Origin of the sequence: Klebsiella sp. BDA134-6 (assembly GCF_015601345.1) — a bacterium.
Lineage (GTDB): Bacteria > Pseudomonadota > Gammaproteobacteria > Enterobacterales > Enterobacteriaceae > Klebsiella > Klebsiella grimontii.
The window spans coordinates 5625849-5642215 of sequence record NZ_CP064784.1 but is presented as its reverse complement, the minus strand read 5'-3'; the positions used below and the strand labels follow the sequence as shown (position 1 = coordinate 5642215).

Annotated in this window: 13 protein-coding genes, 1 tRNA gene and 2 other RNA genes; 10 read left to right on the top strand and 6 right to left on the bottom strand. The window is 56.9% G+C overall.

Features of this window, described 5'->3' with window-relative positions; all coding sequences use genetic code 11:
• Window positions 1-24: 24 nt before the first annotated feature.
• From IYV58_RS26185 to IYV58_RS26165, 5 genes are all read left to right on the top strand, one after another.
• Window positions 25-1227, top strand: coding sequence for an L-lactate MFS transporter (locus IYV58_RS26185; protein ID WP_004126398.1), 1203 nt, complete (start codon window positions 25-27; stop codon window positions 1225-1227).
• Between the two features lie 241 nt (window positions 1228-1468).
• On the top strand, window positions 1469-3157 hold the full coding sequence (eptB, locus tag IYV58_RS26180; RefSeq protein WP_004126395.1) for a kdo(2)-lipid A phosphoethanolamine 7''-transferase: 1689 nt from the start codon (window positions 1469-1471) through the stop codon (window positions 3155-3157).
• Window positions 3158-3246: 89 nt separating this feature from the next.
• A tRNA-Pro gene (locus IYV58_RS26175) sits at window positions 3247-3323 on the top strand.
• Between the two features lie 34 nt (window positions 3324-3357).
• Window positions 3358-3489: non-coding RNA, RtT sRNA (locus IYV58_RS26170), on the top strand.
• 34 nt (window positions 3490-3523) lie between these two features.
• Window positions 3524-3655: non-coding RNA, RtT sRNA (locus IYV58_RS26165), on the top strand.
• Here the strand turns inward: IYV58_RS26165 and IYV58_RS26160 are convergent.
• Window positions 3646-3891 (bottom strand): hypothetical protein, encoded by a 246-nt coding sequence (locus IYV58_RS26160; RefSeq protein WP_087828556.1) that lies wholly within the window; start codon window positions 3889-3891, stop codon window positions 3646-3648. The two genes, IYV58_RS26165 and IYV58_RS26160, sit on opposite strands and share 10 nt — an antisense overlap.
• A 656-nt stretch (window positions 3892-4547) precedes the next feature.
• Here IYV58_RS26160 and dppA point away from each other — a divergent pair.
• The 5 genes from dppA (at window position 4548) to dppF (ending at window position 10198) form a co-directional block, all read left to right on the top strand.
• Window positions 4548-6155 carry a dipeptide ABC transporter periplasmic-binding protein DppA gene (gene dppA / locus IYV58_RS26155; RefSeq protein ID WP_049113785.1) on the top strand — a complete coding sequence of 536 codons (1608 nt, stop codon included), beginning with the start codon at window positions 4548-4550 and terminating at the stop codon, window positions 6153-6155.
• 107 nt (window positions 6156-6262) lie between these two features.
• On the top strand, window positions 6263-7282 hold the full coding sequence (gene dppB, locus IYV58_RS26150) for a dipeptide ABC transporter permease DppB (protein ID WP_004126390.1): 1020 nt from the start codon (window positions 6263-6265) through the stop codon (window positions 7280-7282).
• 9 nt (window positions 7283-7291) lie between these two features.
• Window positions 7292-8194 (top strand): dipeptide ABC transporter permease DppC, encoded by a 903-nt coding sequence (gene dppC / locus IYV58_RS26145; RefSeq protein WP_004126388.1) that lies wholly within the window; start codon window positions 7292-7294, stop codon window positions 8192-8194.
• Window positions 8195-8204: 10 nt separating this feature from the next.
• On the top strand, window positions 8205-9188 hold the full coding sequence (gene dppD / locus IYV58_RS26140; RefSeq protein ID WP_004126385.1) for a dipeptide ABC transporter ATP-binding protein: 984 nt from the start codon (window positions 8205-8207) through the stop codon (window positions 9186-9188).
• Window positions 9185-10198: a dipeptide ABC transporter ATP-binding subunit DppF gene (gene dppF / locus IYV58_RS26135; RefSeq protein ID WP_004126382.1), complete on the top strand. Its 1014-nt coding sequence runs from the start codon at window positions 9185-9187 to the stop codon at window positions 10196-10198. Before dppD ends, dppF begins: the two co-directional genes overlap by 4 nt.
• Before the next feature lie 134 nt (window positions 10199-10332).
• On the opposite strand, the gene IYV58_RS26130 is transcribed toward dppF, so the two are convergent.
• From IYV58_RS26130 to fdrA, 5 genes are all read right to left on the bottom strand, one after another.
• Window positions 10333-11931, bottom strand: coding sequence for a hypothetical protein (locus IYV58_RS26130; protein WP_004126379.1), 1599 nt, complete (start codon window positions 11929-11931; stop codon window positions 10333-10335).
• Window positions 11932-11947: 16 nt separating this feature from the next.
• Window positions 11948-12343, bottom strand: coding sequence for an allophanate hydrolase-related protein (locus IYV58_RS26125; RefSeq protein ID WP_123828674.1), 396 nt, complete (start codon window positions 12341-12343; stop codon window positions 11948-11950).
• A gap of 65 nt (window positions 12344-12408) precedes the next feature.
• Window positions 12409-13362, bottom strand: coding sequence for a carbamate kinase (locus IYV58_RS26120; RefSeq protein ID WP_142445854.1), 954 nt, complete (start codon window positions 13360-13362; stop codon window positions 12409-12411).
• Window positions 13349-14755 (bottom strand): YlbE family protein, encoded by a 1407-nt coding sequence (locus IYV58_RS26115; protein ID WP_142445853.1) that lies wholly within the window; start codon window positions 14753-14755, stop codon window positions 13349-13351. Before IYV58_RS26115 ends, IYV58_RS26120 begins: the two co-directional genes overlap by 14 nt.
• A 3-nt stretch (window positions 14756-14758) precedes the next feature.
• A complete protein-coding gene (gene fdrA, locus IYV58_RS26110) occupies window positions 14759-16309 on the bottom strand; it encodes an acyl-CoA synthetase FdrA (protein WP_112165998.1) in 1551 nt (516 codons plus the stop codon).
• Window positions 16310-16367 lie beyond the last annotated feature (58 nt).

The following is a 16367-nucleotide window of genomic DNA, read 5'->3' as shown; positions in this document are numbered from 1 at the left end:
AGTTAATTATCCAGGACAACTGCTATGAACGCTGCAAACCGTCAATACACCCGCTGGCTTACGCTGCTTGGCACTATCATTACGCAATTTGCGCTGGGATCGGTTTATACATGGAGTTTGTTCAATAGTTCGCTTTCCACCAAGCTGGACGAACCGGTCAGCCAGGTGGCGTTCTCATTCGGCCTGTTAAGCCTCGGCCTGGCGCTCTCCTCATCCGTGGCGGGCAAATTACAGGAACGTTTCGGCGTCAAACGCGTCACCATGGCGTCCGGCGTCTTGCTGGGCCTCGGATTCTTCCTGACCGCGCATTCAAACAGCCTGATGATGCTGTGGCTGAGCGCGGGCCTTCTGGTCGGGCTTGCCGACGGCGCCGGCTATCTGCTGACGCTGTCGAACTGCGTCAAATGGTTCCCGGAACGTAAGGGGTTGATTTCTGCTTTCTCTATCGGTTCTTACGGGCTTGGCAGCCTGGGTTTCAAGTTTATTGATTCCCATCTGCTGGCGACGGTCGGTCTGGAAAAAACCTTTATCATCTGGGGCGCTATCGTGCTGGTGATGATCGTTTTCGGCGCGACGCTGATGACAGACGCGCCGAACCACACCGTCTCCGCGAACAATGGCGTGGTCGAAAACGACTTCACCCTCGCCGAATCGATGCGTAAACCTCAGTACTGGATGCTGGCGGTGATGTTCCTGACCGCCTGCATGAGCGGCCTGTACGTGATTGGCGTAGCGAAAGATATTGCCCAGGGAATGGTGCATCTCGATGTGGCGACGGCAGCCAATGCGGTGACGGTGATTTCCATCGCTAACCTGAGCGGCCGTCTGGTTCTGGGCATTCTGTCGGATAAAATGTCGCGCATCCGGGTGATTACCATCGGACAGGTCGTTTCGCTTATCGGTATGGCGGCGCTGCTGTTCGCTCCGCTGAACGCCACGACTTTCTTCGCCGCCATCGCCTGCGTGGCCTTTAACTTCGGCGGCACGATTACCGTCTTCCCGTCGCTGGTCAGCGAGTTCTTTGGCCTCAATAACCTGGCGAAAAACTACGGTGTGATTTATCTCGGTTTCGGTATCGGCAGCATCTGCGGTTCGCTGATTGCTTCCCTGTTCGGCGGTTTCTACGTGACCTTCTGCGTCATTTTTGCGCTGCTGATTCTTTCCCTGGCGCTTTCGACAACGATTCGCCAGCCGAAAAGTGAAATTTACCACCAGGCTCATGCCTGAAACCGGGCGTTATTACGGCCCCGATGGTTAATTACCTAAGCTAATAGTGCCAATCCAACCAAATGTTTTGTAAATGTTTGGTTGGATCACATTCCCTCCTGATACTTTTTCCTTCCGCTGTGGTCTACTTATCGCGCTTTGTAGAGGTTTCTTATAACCAAGCTAAACGCACTTTATTAACCTGCTTACTTATATCGCTTAAGTCGGGCGGTTTTATCTCTTCGTTTTCCAGGTTTTTTGCATGAAATACATTAAAACGATGACGCAGCTGAAGCTCAGTATCTGGCTGGCGCTGTACATCGGCTGGTTTATGAACGCTGCCGTATTCTTCCGCCGCTTCGAAGGGTACGCTCAGGAGTTTACCATCTGGAAAGGACTCTCCGGTGCAGTTGAGCTGATTGGGACCTTTCTGGTCACCTTCTTTCTGCTGCGTATTTTGTCGCTGTTTGGCCGCCGGGTCTGGCGCATCCTTGCGACCATCGTTGTACTATTCTCCGCCGCCGCCAGCTATTACATGACCTTCCTGAACGTGGTGATCGGCTACGGGATTATTGCCTCGGTGATGACTACTGACATCGACTTGTCCAGAGAAGTTATCGGCTGGCACCTGATTCTCTGGCTGGTGCTGATGAGCGCGCTGCCGCTGGTGCTTATCTGGAGCAACCGCTGCCGCTTCACGCTGCTGCGTCAAATTCGTACGCCCGGCCAGCGGATGAAGAATATTACCATCGTGCTGCTGGCTGGCCTGATGGTTTGGGGGCCAATTCGTCTGCTGGAGGTTCGCCAGAAGAACTTCGAGCGCAGTTCCGAAGTCGATCTGCCAAGCTATGGCGGGGTGGTGGCTAATTCCTACCTGCCGTCTAACTGGCTTTCAGCGCTGGGTCTTTACGCATGGGCGCAGGTGGATGAGTCTTCCGATAATAAATCTCTGATCAATCCAGCGAAAAAATTTACCTACGTTGCGCCGCAAGGGCTGGATGACACTTATGTGGTGTTTATCATCGGCGAAACCACCCGCTGGGACCATATGGGCATCCTGGGCTATAACCGCAATACCACGCCTAAGCTGGCGCAGGAGAAAAACCTGGTCGCTTTCCGCGGATACTCCTGCGATACCGCGACTAAGCTGTCGCTGCGCTGTATGTTCGTTCGTCAGGGCGGGGCGGATGATAACCCGCAGCGGACGCTGAAAGAACAGAACGTCTTTGCCGTCCTCCACCAGCTCGGCTTTACCGGCAATCTGTACGCCATGCAGAGCGAGATGTGGTTCTACAGCAACACAATGGCGAACAATATCGCCTATCGCGAGCAGATTGGCGCTGAGCCGAGTAACCGCGGCAAGAGCGTTGACGACATGCTGCTGGTAGATGAAATGAAGCGCGGGCTGGCGAAGAATCCCAATGGTAAGCACCTGATTATTCTGCATACCAAAGGATCGCACTTTAACTATACCCAGCGCTATCCGCGCAGCTTTGCCCAATGGAAGCCGGAGTGCGTTGGCGTCGATAATAAATGCTCGAAGGCTGAGCTGATTAACTCATACGATAACAGCGTGACTTACGTCGATCACTTTATCGTTAGCGTGCTGGATCAACTGCGGGATAAGAAGGCGATTGTTTTCTATGCAGCCGACCACGGCGAGTCCATCAACGAGCGCGAACACCTGCATGGGACGCCGCGCAAGATGGCGCCGCCGGAGCAGTTCCGCGTGCCGATGCTGGTGTGGATGTCCGATAAGTATCTGGAGTCGCCTGACCATGCAGCCTCCTTTGCGCGCCTGAAGCAGCAGGCGGCAATGAAGGTACCGCGTCGTCACGTAGAGCTGTATGACACCATTATGGGCTGTCTTGGCTATACCTCGCCGGACGGCGGGATTAACCAATATAACAACTGGTGCCACGTTCCTGACGCTGCGGCGAAGAAGGAGTAGCAGAGTGGCGAGTTTCTCGCCGCTTGAGCGACTTTTTCATAATAAGGCATTGACGGGTGTGTATCGCAGCAGTAAGATGCGCCCGCATTCGGTGATTGGCGCAGCCTGGTAGCGCACTTCGTTCGGGACGAAGGGGTCGGAGGTTCGAATCCTCTATCACCGACCAAATTCAAAAAGCCTGCTCAACGAGCAGGCTTTTTTGCATCTGCGCTTTATGAGGATGAGAACCTCCGGGGGTAGAGGTTCGACTCGAGCGGAGCGAGAGAACGTTGCGTCAGCAACGGCCCGCAGGGCGAGCCACGGAGTGGCGAGTTATCCTCTATCACCGACCAAATTCAAAAAGCCTGCTCAACGAGCAGGCTTTTTTGCATCTGCGCTTTATGAGGATGAGAACCTCCGGGGGTAGAGGTTCGACTCGAGCGGAGCGAGAGAACGTTCCGTCAGCAACGGCCCGCAGGGCGAGCCACGGAGTGGCGAGTTATCCTCTATCACCGACCAAATTCAAAAAGCCTGCTCAACGAGCAGGCTTTTTTGCGTCTGTCGCCGGTAAAGGCGCCCAGCACCGCCTCCGGGAATTTCAGCGACTCTGCGCTCGGCTCCCCGGTGGCGGCTGACGCCTTACCGGGGGGGGCTACGGGTTCACCGTTGTCTGCGGGCCGGTAGCCCGGACAGATGCGCAGCATCGCCTCCGGGAAAATACGCTGCTTGCTAAGAGTGTAAAAAAACGCCTCCACCCTCATTTCCTGGCGCCAATTCCCTGTTTTGTGACATCTTCCATTGTATTTTTTTATATATACTCCGATCTTTTTTCGCGAAGCTTATGGATAACTTCAGCATTTTCCGCTGTGCGTTTTAACGTTCACGCTATTTATCGCTCACATATTGGTCACATCGCAAGAAATTTTTACCATTTGCCATAATTGCTTATCACTGGCTACCGGAAAATATTAAGGCGTTTATTCTGTATACTGGCCGCTAGCATAAATTTCTCTGCTGGAAATAGCGCTTTGCACTTTTTTTAATCTTTGCCTGCCGATTCTCACCCCGGATGTAAAACCTGGTTGGCTGTATTGACGTTTCCCCATTCTGTTGACAGATTGTAGGGCATGAGGGGCATTTCATGGAGAATCCGTACTGCAACTCAGTCGTTTTTGTGAAAGGAATCCCCATCTCTCTCAACGCTTTCGGGCACCACCGACCGGACCGGGTATATTCTAAATAGTTCGAGCTGCGGGAAGGCGGCAAGCTTGAGAATCCCCAGGAGCATAGATGACTATGTGACTGGGGCTATCGAGCGCAGCCAACGCATCCGTAGTTCGAAATATGACGAATAAAAATAAATAAAGGTCTGGCGGATATATGCAAACAACATCACATTTGGAGCAGAATAATGAGTATTTCCTTGAAAAAATCAGGGATGCTGAAGCTTGGTCTGAGCCTGGTTGCCATGACCGTCGCAGCAAGCGTACAAGCGAAGACCCTGGTTTATTGTTCAGAAGGTTCGCCGGAAGGCTTTAACCCGCAGCTCTTCACTTCTGGTACCACCTATGACGCCAGCTCAGTGCCGATTTATAACCGCCTGGTAGAATTCAAAACCGGCACCACGGAAGTCATTCCGGGCCTGGCTGAAAAATGGGAAGTTAGCGAAGACGGGAAAACCTATACTTTCCATCTGCGTAAAGACGTGAAGTGGCAGGATAACAAAGATTTTAAACCGACCCGCACGCTGAACGCCGATGACGTTGTCTTCTCATTCGACAGACAAAAAAATACCAACAACCCGTACCATAAAGTGTCTGGCGGCAGCTATGAATACTTTGAAGGCATGGGGTTACCTGACCTGATTAGCGAAGTGAAGAAAGTGGACGATAATACCGTCCAGTTCGTGCTGACCCGTCCGGAATCGCCGTTCCTTGCCGATCTCGCTATGGACTTCGCCTCTATTCTGTCAAAAGAGTATGCCGACAATATGCTGAAAGCCGGTACGCCGGAAAAAGTGGACCTCAACCCAATCGGTACCGGCCCGTTCCAGTTGCTGCAGTATCAGAAAGACTCCCGTATTCTCTATAAAGCCTTCCCGGGCTATTGGGGCACCAAGCCGAAAATCGATCGCCTGGTCTTCTCCATCACCCCTGATGCTTCCGTGCGCTACGCTAAGCTGCAGAAAAACGAATGCCAGATTATGCCGTACCCGAACCCGGCAGACATCGCGCGCATGAAACAAGACAAGAACATCACTCTGCTGGAGCAGCCGGGCCTGAACGTCGGCTACCTCTCTTTCAACACCGAGAAGAAGCCGCTGGATGATGTCAAAGTTCGCCAGGCGCTGACCTACGCGGTAAACAAAGAAGCGATTATCAAAGCCGTTTACCAGGGCGCAGGCCAGGCCGCGAAGAACCTGATCCCGCCGACCATGTGGGGCTATAACGACGACGTTAAAGACTACACCTACGATCCAGAGAAAGCGAAAGCGCTGCTGAAAGAAGCAGGCCTGGAAAAAGGCTTCACCATCGACCTGTGGGCGATGCCGGTACAGCGTCCGTATAACCCGAACGCGCGCCGTATGGCTGAGATGATTCAGGCTGACTGGGCGAAAGTCGGCGTCCAGGCCAAGATCGTGACCTACGAGTGGGGTGAATACCTCAAGCGCGCGAAAGCGGGCGAACACCAGACCGTCATGATGGGGTGGACCGGCGACAACGGGGATCCGGATAACTTCTTCGCCACCCTGTTCAGCTGCGCGGCGGCAAAAGACGGTTCTAACTACTCCCGCTGGTGCTACAAACCGTTTGAAGATCTGATTCAGCCGGCTCGCGCCACCGATGACCACAACAAACGTATTGAGCTGTACAAACAGGCTCAGGTCGTGATGCACGATCAGGCTCCGGCGCTGATCGTCGCTCACTCCACCGTCTATGAGCCGGTGCGTAAAGAAGTCAAAGGCTACGTGGTCGATCCATTAGGTAAACACCACTTCGATAACGTCTCTATCGAATAATAACAGCGTGTTTCCCCTCTCCCCGCCTTGGGGGGAGGGAATTGACATTTGTGAGCAATACAGACGTCCTGTCACCAGGCGGGTCGTCTCCAGAGAGAATCCGGGTTATGTTGCAGTTCATTCTCCGACGTTTGGGACTTGTCATCCCAACATTTATCGGTATTACCCTTCTCACTTTTGCCTTCGTTCATATGATCCCCGGCGACCCGGTGATGATTATGGCGGGCGAACGTGGTATTTCCCCTGAACGTCACGCGCAGCTGCTGGCCGAAATGGGCCTCGATAAGCCAATGTGGCAGCAGTACGTCAACTATATTTGGGGCGTGATGCACGGTGATTTGGGCATCTCGCTGAAAAGCCGTATTCCCGTCTGGGAAGAGTTCGTACCGCGCTTTAAGGCCACCATGGAGCTGGGCGTCTGCGCGATGATTTTTGCCATCATCGTCGGGATCCCGGTGGGTGTGCTGGCGGCGGTCAAACGCGGCTCTATCTTCGACCACACCTCCGTGGGCCTCGCGCTGACCGGCTATTCCATGCCTATCTTCTGGTGGGGGATGATGCTGATCATGCTGGTGTCGGTACAGCTTAACCTGACGCCGGTTTCCGGGCGTATCAGCGATACCGTCTTCCTTGACGATACCCTGCCGCTGACCGGATTTATGCTGATCGATACCGCGATTTGGGGCGAGCCGGGCGACTTTATTGATGCGGTGATGCATATGATCCTGCCCGCCGTGGTGCTGGGGACGATTCCCCTGGCGGTGATCGTGCGTATGACTCGTTCGTCGATGCTGGAAGTGCTGGGCGAGGATTATATCCGTACCGCGCGCGCGAAAGGCCTGACGCGGATGCGGGTGATCGTCGTTCATGCTTTACGTAACGCGATGCTGCCGGTGGTCACGGTTATCGGCCTGCAGGTCGGTACGCTGCTGGCGGGGGCCATCCTGACCGAAACCATCTTCTCCTGGCCGGGTCTTGGCCGCTGGCTGATTGATGCGCTGCAGCGCCGCGACTATCCGGTGGTGCAGGGCGGGGTGCTGCTGGTGGCGACGATGATTATTCTCGTCAACCTGCTGGTCGACCTGTTGTACGGCGTGGTGAACCCGCGTATCCGGCATAAGAAGTAAGGGGCCATCATGTCACAAGTTACTGAAAATAAAGTTGTCGCCGCACCGGTGCCAATGACCCCTTTGCAGGAGTTCTGGCACTATTTTAAACGCAACAAAGGCGCCGTTGTGGGGCTGGCCTACGTCGCGGTGATGATTATCATCGCCGTCTTCGCCAATTTCATCGCGCCCTATAACCCGGCGGACCAGTTCCGCGACGCGCTGTTGGCTCCGCCGTTCTGGCAGGAAGGCGGCAGCGTGACCCACCTGCTCGGCACCGATGACGTCGGCCGCGATATCCTGTCGCGCCTGATGTACGGCGCGCGCCTGTCGCTGCTGGTTGGTTGTCTGGTGGTGGTGCTGTCGCTGATCCTCGGCGTGGTACTCGGCCTGATTGCTGGCTATTTTGGCGGCGTGGTTGACTCGGTCATTATGCGCGTTGTCGATATTATGCTGGCCCTGCCAAGCCTGCTGCTGGCGCTGGTGCTGGTGGCCATCTTTGGCCCATCCATCGTCAACGCCTCGCTGGCGCTAACCTTTGTCGCCCTGCCGCACTACGTGCGTCTGACCCGCGCCGCGGTGCTGGTGGAAGTCAACCGCGACTACGTGACCGCTTCTCGGGTGGCGGGCGCAGGGGCTATGCGTCAGATGTTCATCAACATTCTTCCCAACTGCCTTGCGCCGCTGATTGTTCAGGCGTCGCTGGGCTTCTCTAACGCCATTCTCGATATGGCCGCTCTTGGCTTCCTTGGCATGGGTGCGCAGCCGCCGACACCGGAGTGGGGCACGATGCTCTCCGACGTGTTGCAGTTCGCGCAGAGCGCCTGGTGGGTCGTCACCTTTCCGGGTGTCGCTATCCTGCTGACGGTGCTGGCATTTAACCTGATGGGTGACGGTCTGCGTGACGCGCTCGATCCCAAACTGAAGCAGTAAGAGGTTCGAGATGGCGTTATTAAATGTAGATAAACTCTCGGTGCACTTCGGCGACGAAGGGACGCCGTTCCGCGCCGTAGACCGCGTAAGCTACAGCGTAAACCAGGGCGAAGTGGTCGGTATTGTCGGCGAGTCCGGCTCGGGCAAATCGGTCAGTTCGCTGGCGATTATGGGGCTGATTGACTACCCCGGCCGGGTGATGGCTGAAAAGCTGGAGTTTAACGGTCGCGACCTGAAGCGCATTTCCGAAAAAGAGCGCCGCCAGCTGGTGGGCGCGGAAGTGGCGATGATCTTCCAGGACCCGATGACCAGTCTGAATCCGTGCTATACCGTCGGCTACCAGATTATGGAAGCCATCAAGGTCCACCAGGGCGGTAATAAGAAAACGCGTATTCAACGGGCGATTGACTTGCTGACGCTGGTGGGGATCCCCGACCCGGCTTCGCGTCTCGATGTCTATCCGCACCAGCTCTCCGGCGGCATGAGCCAGCGTGTGATGATCGCGATGGCGATTGCCTGTCGGCCAAAGCTGCTGATCGCCGATGAACCGACGACGGCGCTGGATGTGACCATTCAGGCGCAGATCATCGAGCTGCTGCTGGAGCTGCAGCAGAAAGAGAATATGGCGCTGATCCTGATCACTCACGATCTGGCGCTGGTGGCCGAAGCGGCGCACAAAATCATCGTCATGTACGCCGGCCAGGTAGTGGAAACCGGCGATGCGAAGGATATCTTCCGCGCGCCTCGCCACCCCTATACGCAGGCGCTGCTGCGCGCGCTGCCGGAGTTCGCTCAGGATAAAGCGCGCCTCGCCTCGCTGCCGGGCGTGGTGCCGGGCAAATACGACCGTCCGAGCGGCTGCCTGCTCAACCCGCGCTGCCCGTATGCAACAGACAAATGCCGCAGTGAAGAACCTGAACTGAACCTGCTTAACGGCGGTCGTCAGTCAAAATGTCATTACCCACTTGATGATGCCGGGAGGCCAGGGCTATGAGTACGCATGAGGCCACCACGCAACAGCCTCTGTTGCTGGCCACCGATCTGAAGAAATACTATCCGGTGAAGAAGGGGCTATTTGCGCCGGAACGCCTGGTCAAAGCGCTGGACGGCGTCTCGTTTACTCTTGAACGCGGTAAAACGCTGGCGGTGGTGGGGGAATCCGGCTGTGGTAAATCGACGCTCGGCCGTCTGCTGACGATGATTGAAATCCCCACTGGCGGCGAGCTCTATTATCAGGGGCAGGATCTGCTTAAGCACGATCCGCAGGCGCAAAAGCTGCGCCGGCAGAAAATCCAGATTGTGTTCCAGAACCCCTACGGTTCGCTGAACCCGCGCAAAAAGGTGGGGCAAATTCTGGAAGAGCCGCTGCAGATCAACACCAGCTTAAGTAAGGAGCAGCGCCGGGAGAAAGCGCTGGCGATGATGGCCAAAGTGGGCCTGAAAACGGAACACTACGACCGCTATCCGCATATGTTCTCCGGCGGCCAGCGTCAGCGTATCGCCATCGCCCGTGGTCTGATGCTTGACCCGGACGTTGTAATCGCTGACGAACCGGTCTCCGCGCTGGACGTTTCGGTGCGCGCGCAGGTGCTGAACCTGATGATGGATCTGCAGCAGGATCTGGGGCTTTCTTACGTCTTTATCTCCCACGATCTGTCGGTCGTGGAGCACATCGCAGATGAAGTGATGGTGATGTACTTAGGCCGCTGCGTGGAAAAAGGGTCGAAGGATCAAATCTTCAACAACCCGCAGCATCCTTACACTCAGGCACTGCTGTCGGCAACGCCGCGCCTGAACCCGGATGACCGCCGCGAGCGCATCAAGCTGACCGGCGAGCTGCCGAGCCCGCTGAATCCGCCGCCGGGCTGCGCGTTTAACGCCCGCTGCCGTCGCCGCTTTGGCCCATGCACTCAGCTTCAGCCGCAGCTGAAGGATTACGGCGGCCAGCTGGTGGCCTGCTTTGCCGTCGACCAGGATCAAAACGGCGAGAAACCGCTGAGCTGATAATCAGGTATTGTCTTCCCCGGTGGCGCTAACGCTTACCGGGGCTACGGGTTCACAGACGCCTGCGTTCCCGTAGCCCGGCTAAGGTGTTACGCCGCAAGCCGGGGAAAATCCCGGCAGCGGCGGTTTATGACTTAATGTACCACCTCATCGCCATTATCAATTGGCGACCAGTCGACTTTTCCTTCTTCCTTAACCTGTCGCCAGGCCATAAAGGTCAGGAACAGCGTGGCAACGCCATAGCCAAACGTCACCGTCGGTGAAGCGTTAAACGCCATCTGATGGCCGTGAATAAAGCCGAAGAACGACAGGACGGTGGCTGCTGCGGCATAAAGCGCCGCCCAGTTAAAGCGCCGGTCGATAATGAACGCGGCAATCGCCCCCATCATTAACCCCGCCAACACCGCACCGCCCCCGGTGGTTGCCATACCGTGATACAGCACACCGTTGTTGGCCATCGTATTAACGACGTCAGCCGGGAGGTTGACGGTATTCGCGCCGGCCGCCGCCAGCGCACCATCGACCTGGCTCTTCGCCCATTCGGCGATATTCGGTACCAGCGCCAACACGATCGCCGGAGCGTGGCGTTTCGGCGACACCTGGAACGCCTGAGCGCCAATGACCAGACCGATAAACAGCAGAATAGGTACGATTGCCACCAGTGGGATGATGGAGAGCAGCAGCGCGGTGAGGCCCAGGAAGCAGACGATGGCCATACAAACACCGGTTGCCAGCGAATAACCAATGCGCCCGCCCATCGCTTTCCAGCCCGGATGGCCGATATAAACCGCAGGTGGAAACGGCGAACCCAACAATGCGCCGACAATCGCGCCCAGCCCGTCAGCCGCCAGTACCGCGCGCAGGTTGTAGCTGTCGCCTCCTACTGCGGCGGATTCGACGTTATTGAGGATTTCGGTAAAGTTGAAAATCCCTAACGGGATCGCCGTCACCAGCAGTGGCCAGACCAGGCTCATCGGGACGTTAAAGACATCAGTAGAAAGCGTGGGTAAATAGAGCGAGAAACGCCCCGCGGCCTCTTTGACTTCCGCCGGATTCATAATGTCGCTAAAGCCAAGCCAGGTCGCGCCCCAGCCCAGCAGGCAACCCACCAGAACCACCGCCAGCCCGCCCGGCAGACCGAACGGCAGCCGCACGTTACCGACCCAGTTGAGCAGGATAATGGCGAAGCAGACAATGCCAATCCAGGCGGTATCAAACATCTGATACGCCGGGCGCATGGCGATAAACGCAATCGCAATCCCCGCCAGCGTCCCCAGCATTGCGGCGCGCGGCGTATATTTACGAATCGCCGGGCCAACCAGCACGCCTGCCAGCACAATAAGGCCGACAATCATTGCCCAGATAAGCCCGAGCTTCCACGCCAGCATCCAGTCTTTATGGATAAGCAGCGTTGGCAGCATGACAACGAACACCACGATGAACATGTGCGGTACGCTTGGCCCGTATGGCAGGGCGGTCACCGTGTCGCGACCCTCGCGTTTTGCCATCCGCCAGGCAAGCCAGGCGTAAAACAGATTACCCAGCGGCAGCGCGATACCTAACGCTGGTAGGATGCGGCCATAAACGGTGGTCGCCGGGATTTGCGCGACGTACAGCGCGAGGCCTGACAGGACCAGCACGTTCAGTAATACGTTGGTAAACAGTCCGAAAAAAGCGTTGAGATCGCCCGTCACCCATAGCGGTGGACGAAATGTGAGTTTTCCTTGCCCCATAATCCTTCTCCTGAAGTTATTCAGTCATGTGGTGGCCGGTGTATGCCCGCCAACCGCCGAGGTCAGTGATCTCCGGCTGGCCTTCAACCAGCCAGGATTCCGCCAGAACGCCCAACACTTCACTACCGTCGTCCAGTAACACTTTGCCGATACAGAGTCCGGCAGGTTCTTTTTGCAGAATATTCCCCAGTCCGGCAGGAGGAACCGCCCAGATTTCCAGCGCGATTTTTGCGCCGTTATCCGGTGAACGAATCATTCCGGGGTGATCGTCGTTGATGCTCCAACAGCGGTAGCAGGAGGCCGTTTTATCCTCACGAACGAATTCGGCATTAACGGCAAGCATGTTGGGGTTTAGCTTCAGGCCGCGCATTAGCGTGCCGTTAACCGCAAGCAGGATTTTGCTATCTGACATCGTATTTATCCTTATTTATACCTGAATATAGGGCCGCCATTCGCCGTGCGCATGGCGGCGTAAACTTAACCGGTAAACCGGGTTCCACCGTTACCGTCAATGGCGCGAACGATGGTTTCCGGATTGGTAATCAGCCCAACCCCCGCAGGATTACATCGCAGGAAGGTGAGCATGGCTTCGACTTTTGGCGCCATGCTGCCGGCTCCGAACTGACCGCTTTGCAGCATGGCCTGCGCTTCAGCTAACGTTAAAGTATCGAGCCAGCGCTGCTCCGGTGTGCCAAAGTTGATGGCGACTTGCTCTACGCCGGTCGGAATCAGCAGCATGTCCGCCTGCAATTCGCAGGCCAGCAGCGCCGATGCGCGGTCTTTATCAATGACCGCCTGGGCGGCAATAAGCTTGCCAGACGTATCGCGCCAGACTGGAATACCGCCGCCTCCGCAGGCAATGACTAAGACATTTTGCTCAAGCAGGGTGCGAATAACCGGCGTTTCGATGACTTCTTTTGGTGCCGGTGATGCCACGACGCGTCGCCAGCCGCGGCCCGAATCTTCTGCGATATCCCAGCCCTGAGCCGCCGCCAGCGTCTCCGCCGTTTCCAGAGTCATATAGTCGCCGATAGGCTTATCAGGATGGCTGAAGGCGGTATCGTTTGGGTCTATTAACGTTTGCGTCACCAGCGCGACGGCGCTGACGCTATCAAGACCGCGTAAGGTCAATGCGTTATTCAGCGCGTTCTGGAACATAAAACCAATTGCGCCCTGGGTATCGCCGACCGCGTACTCCAGCGGCACCGCAGGAACGGCGTCTTTGGCGATTTCGCTACGGCGCAGGATAAAACCCACCTGCGGACCATTACCGTGCGTCACCACCACGCGCCAGCCTGCGGCAATCAGATCAACCACATTTTCAGCAGTGGCTTTTACCGCTTCGTACTGCTGTTCCAGCGCATTTTCTCCGGGGTTGCGGATCAATGCATTACCGCCGACGGCGACGACGGCGACTTTATTTTTTTTCATGGTCAGCTCCTTCTGCCAGCGCGCGAAGCGCGGCGGTAAAGCAGGCCAGCGGCGCAGTGGTGATCCCGGCACCGATCTGCCCTACGCCCGCGCGTTTATGCGCAATCCCGGTGTTGATGACCGGGAGAATATTGCGATCAACCACGTAGCGGGCATCGATACCGCAGCCGCTACCGGCAAAGTTCAGCGCGGGCAGCGTGAACGCCGGATGGGTGGCGAGCGTGATTTCCTGCATCGTCAGGCTATGACGGACGGCATCGGCTGGCGTGCCGCCGACGAATTTAACGATGGCCGGGGAGGCTGCCATGGCAAATCCGCCGATCCCGGCGGTTTCGGTAATTGCCGAGTCGCCTAAATCGGCCGCCGCATCGTCGATACCGTAGCCAGGGAAGAACAGGCCATCGACGGGATTAGCCGGGGCCTGGAACCAGCGTTCACCGGTACCAGAGAGGCGAATGCCGAAGTTGACACCGTTGCGCGCCATTACCGTAACCAGCGAGCTGTGCGGCACATCACAGGCGGCATCCAGCATTGATTTACAGGCAGCCATCGAAAGATTAAGGAAGAAATGGTCGTTGGCGGCGATAAACTCCAGCGCTTCCGGGCCGTGTTGAATACGCGCCAGATGCGGCGCCAGGCGTTTAAAGAACAGCCCGCTCGCTGCCGCGTTGCGGTTATGGCACTCATCACCCATATGCAGCGCCTGGGCAATCAGCGGTTTGAGCTCTATTTCGCCGCTGAGCGCCAGCGCCTGCTTCAATGCAGGAGCCAGCACGTTCCCCATCCAGGTCAGGCGGCTCAGCACATCCTCGTTATTGGCCCCGAAACGCAGAACTTTACCGAGTCCCTCGTTGAAGTTACAAAACGCGCGATTGCCGTGAGTGCGGTTTTCTACAATCCACACCGGCATGGAAGGACTGATAATCCCTGCCATCGGCCCGGTGGCGTGGTGATGATGGCACGGTTCGAGATCGACCAGCCCCGTCGCCGCCATTTGCATTGCTTCTTCCGTGCTGCTGGCCCAGCCTTCAAAAACAATCGCGCCAGCAATCGCGCCCTGCATCGGGCCGCACATATCGCTCCAGGCGATCGGTGGCCCGGCATGAAGAATTTTGCGTACGCCGTTCAGGCCGGAGATTGCCTCGCTGGCTTTGGCGACATCGACCAGTACCGGTTGGGCATCAAGATAGCGCTGTAGCGCCTGTTCGTTAGCGGCTTTTATACGCTCGTCGGCCAGCAGGGTCGCCAGCGTCCAGCCCGCCTGTTCATCACCCTGCGCCACGGGTTGCCATTGCAGATGAAGCACTTCGCCACCGGCTTCGCGCAGATTATCAGCAAAACTTTCCAGTCCGAGATTGATAACCGAAAGCGGTTGTTGAAATAAGGTCGTCATAGTTTATTTCCGTTGTTGCGCGATAAATGCCGCCAGGCGAGCGGCCTCGATATTGCTGTCAGCCACCAGGACGCCAGCGCTTTGCAGCAGCGTGATCTGCTGCGCTCTGTCCTGGGGATCGGTATCCGTGCCGCAGACATGAGCAAGCAAGACAATATGGCGCTGTTCAGCGGCTTCAATGCGCTGAATTTCTTCGATAATGGGCAGCAGGGCGCTGCACGGCTCGGCGCTGGCGCCATAGCCCAGCACGATGTCGAATAGCAGGACGGCGGTGCGCGGGTCCAGCGCTTCCGACAGCAGGCGCGCGTTACGCAGTTCCGGGTCAATCATCGGATGCGGGCGTCCCTGGGTGAACTCATCATCGCCCATATCCACCAGACTGTGGCCGTGACCATGATGTTTATCCTGCAGCGCCCGTGCGCCCGTTACAGGGGCATTGGATTCACAGGACAGTCCTGCCGCCTGGAGCGCGAGCTGGGCTTCGTAGCAGAAAGTCCCGCCCGCGAAAACGCCGCGAATGTCGGTTTGCTCCGCGGTCATCTCGCGAATCGATTGCACCGCTTGCTGCCGTAAGGCTTCAGGTAAGGAATGGCTGGCGGCGGCCGTTTCTCCCCGCAGCGTGGCGACCGCGATATCCGCGGCATGCTGCAGACTGTGGGCTGGGATGATGCCATACGTCAGCAGCGTCGCCTCGCTTGTCCCGAGGAAATGGGCTACAACCGGTTTGCCACACTGACGGGCGGATTCCAGCACTTTTTCCATGATGGCGGGTGACGGTGGTTTGGAGATCAGCGCAATGAGCTGCGTTTCGGGATCGTCCGCCAGCATGGCGATCCCTTGCAGCATGCTCAGACCACCAATCTCTTCGTGCAGATCGCGACCGCCGGTGCCGATAGCTTGCGAAACACCTTCACCGAGGTGGTGAATGCGGCAGCTCACTTCCTGTAAGCCGGTACCGGAAGCGGCAACCAGACCAATCGCTCCGCGGCGGACTACGTTGGCGAATCCCAGCGGCATTCCGTTGATGATGGCGGTACCGCAGTCCGGCCCCATCACCAGCAGGTTATGCTCGCGGGCATACTGCTTAATGGCTGCTTCCTGTTCTTCCTGGACGTTATCGCTAAAGAGCATCACGTGCAGCCCGGCGCTCAGGGCTTTAAGCGCTTCGGCGGCGGCGTAGCTGCCGGGAACCGAAATCAGCGCCAAATTAGCCTGCGCGGACGCTCCCACACCTGCGGCGATGCTGGTGGCCGGGCGTCGGGTTGTACCTTCGGTGTTTTCCGTTGCGGCTGGAGGGCTCAGTAACTCACCCGCCAGCGTCAGCGCCTGTTTTGCCGTTTCGTCATCGGCCAGCAGGGCAATAAGCAGATCGTTAGGTCGGGCCTCAAGCGTAATGGGCATTCCCGCATCGCGCATGCGTTCGATATTGGCCGCCGTCGCCATGGCGACAGAAGCTTGCTCAACGCCCTCTAAAGCATTGAGTTTTGCGGAAACCTGCATCAGAGAAACGGAATCTTTATACAGGTTAGGGAAGCAGTGGTAATGCAGAGTCATTTCCTGTCCTCGGGCAATAAGAGGCCACCGCCACAGATGTGGCGGAATGGGGTTATTA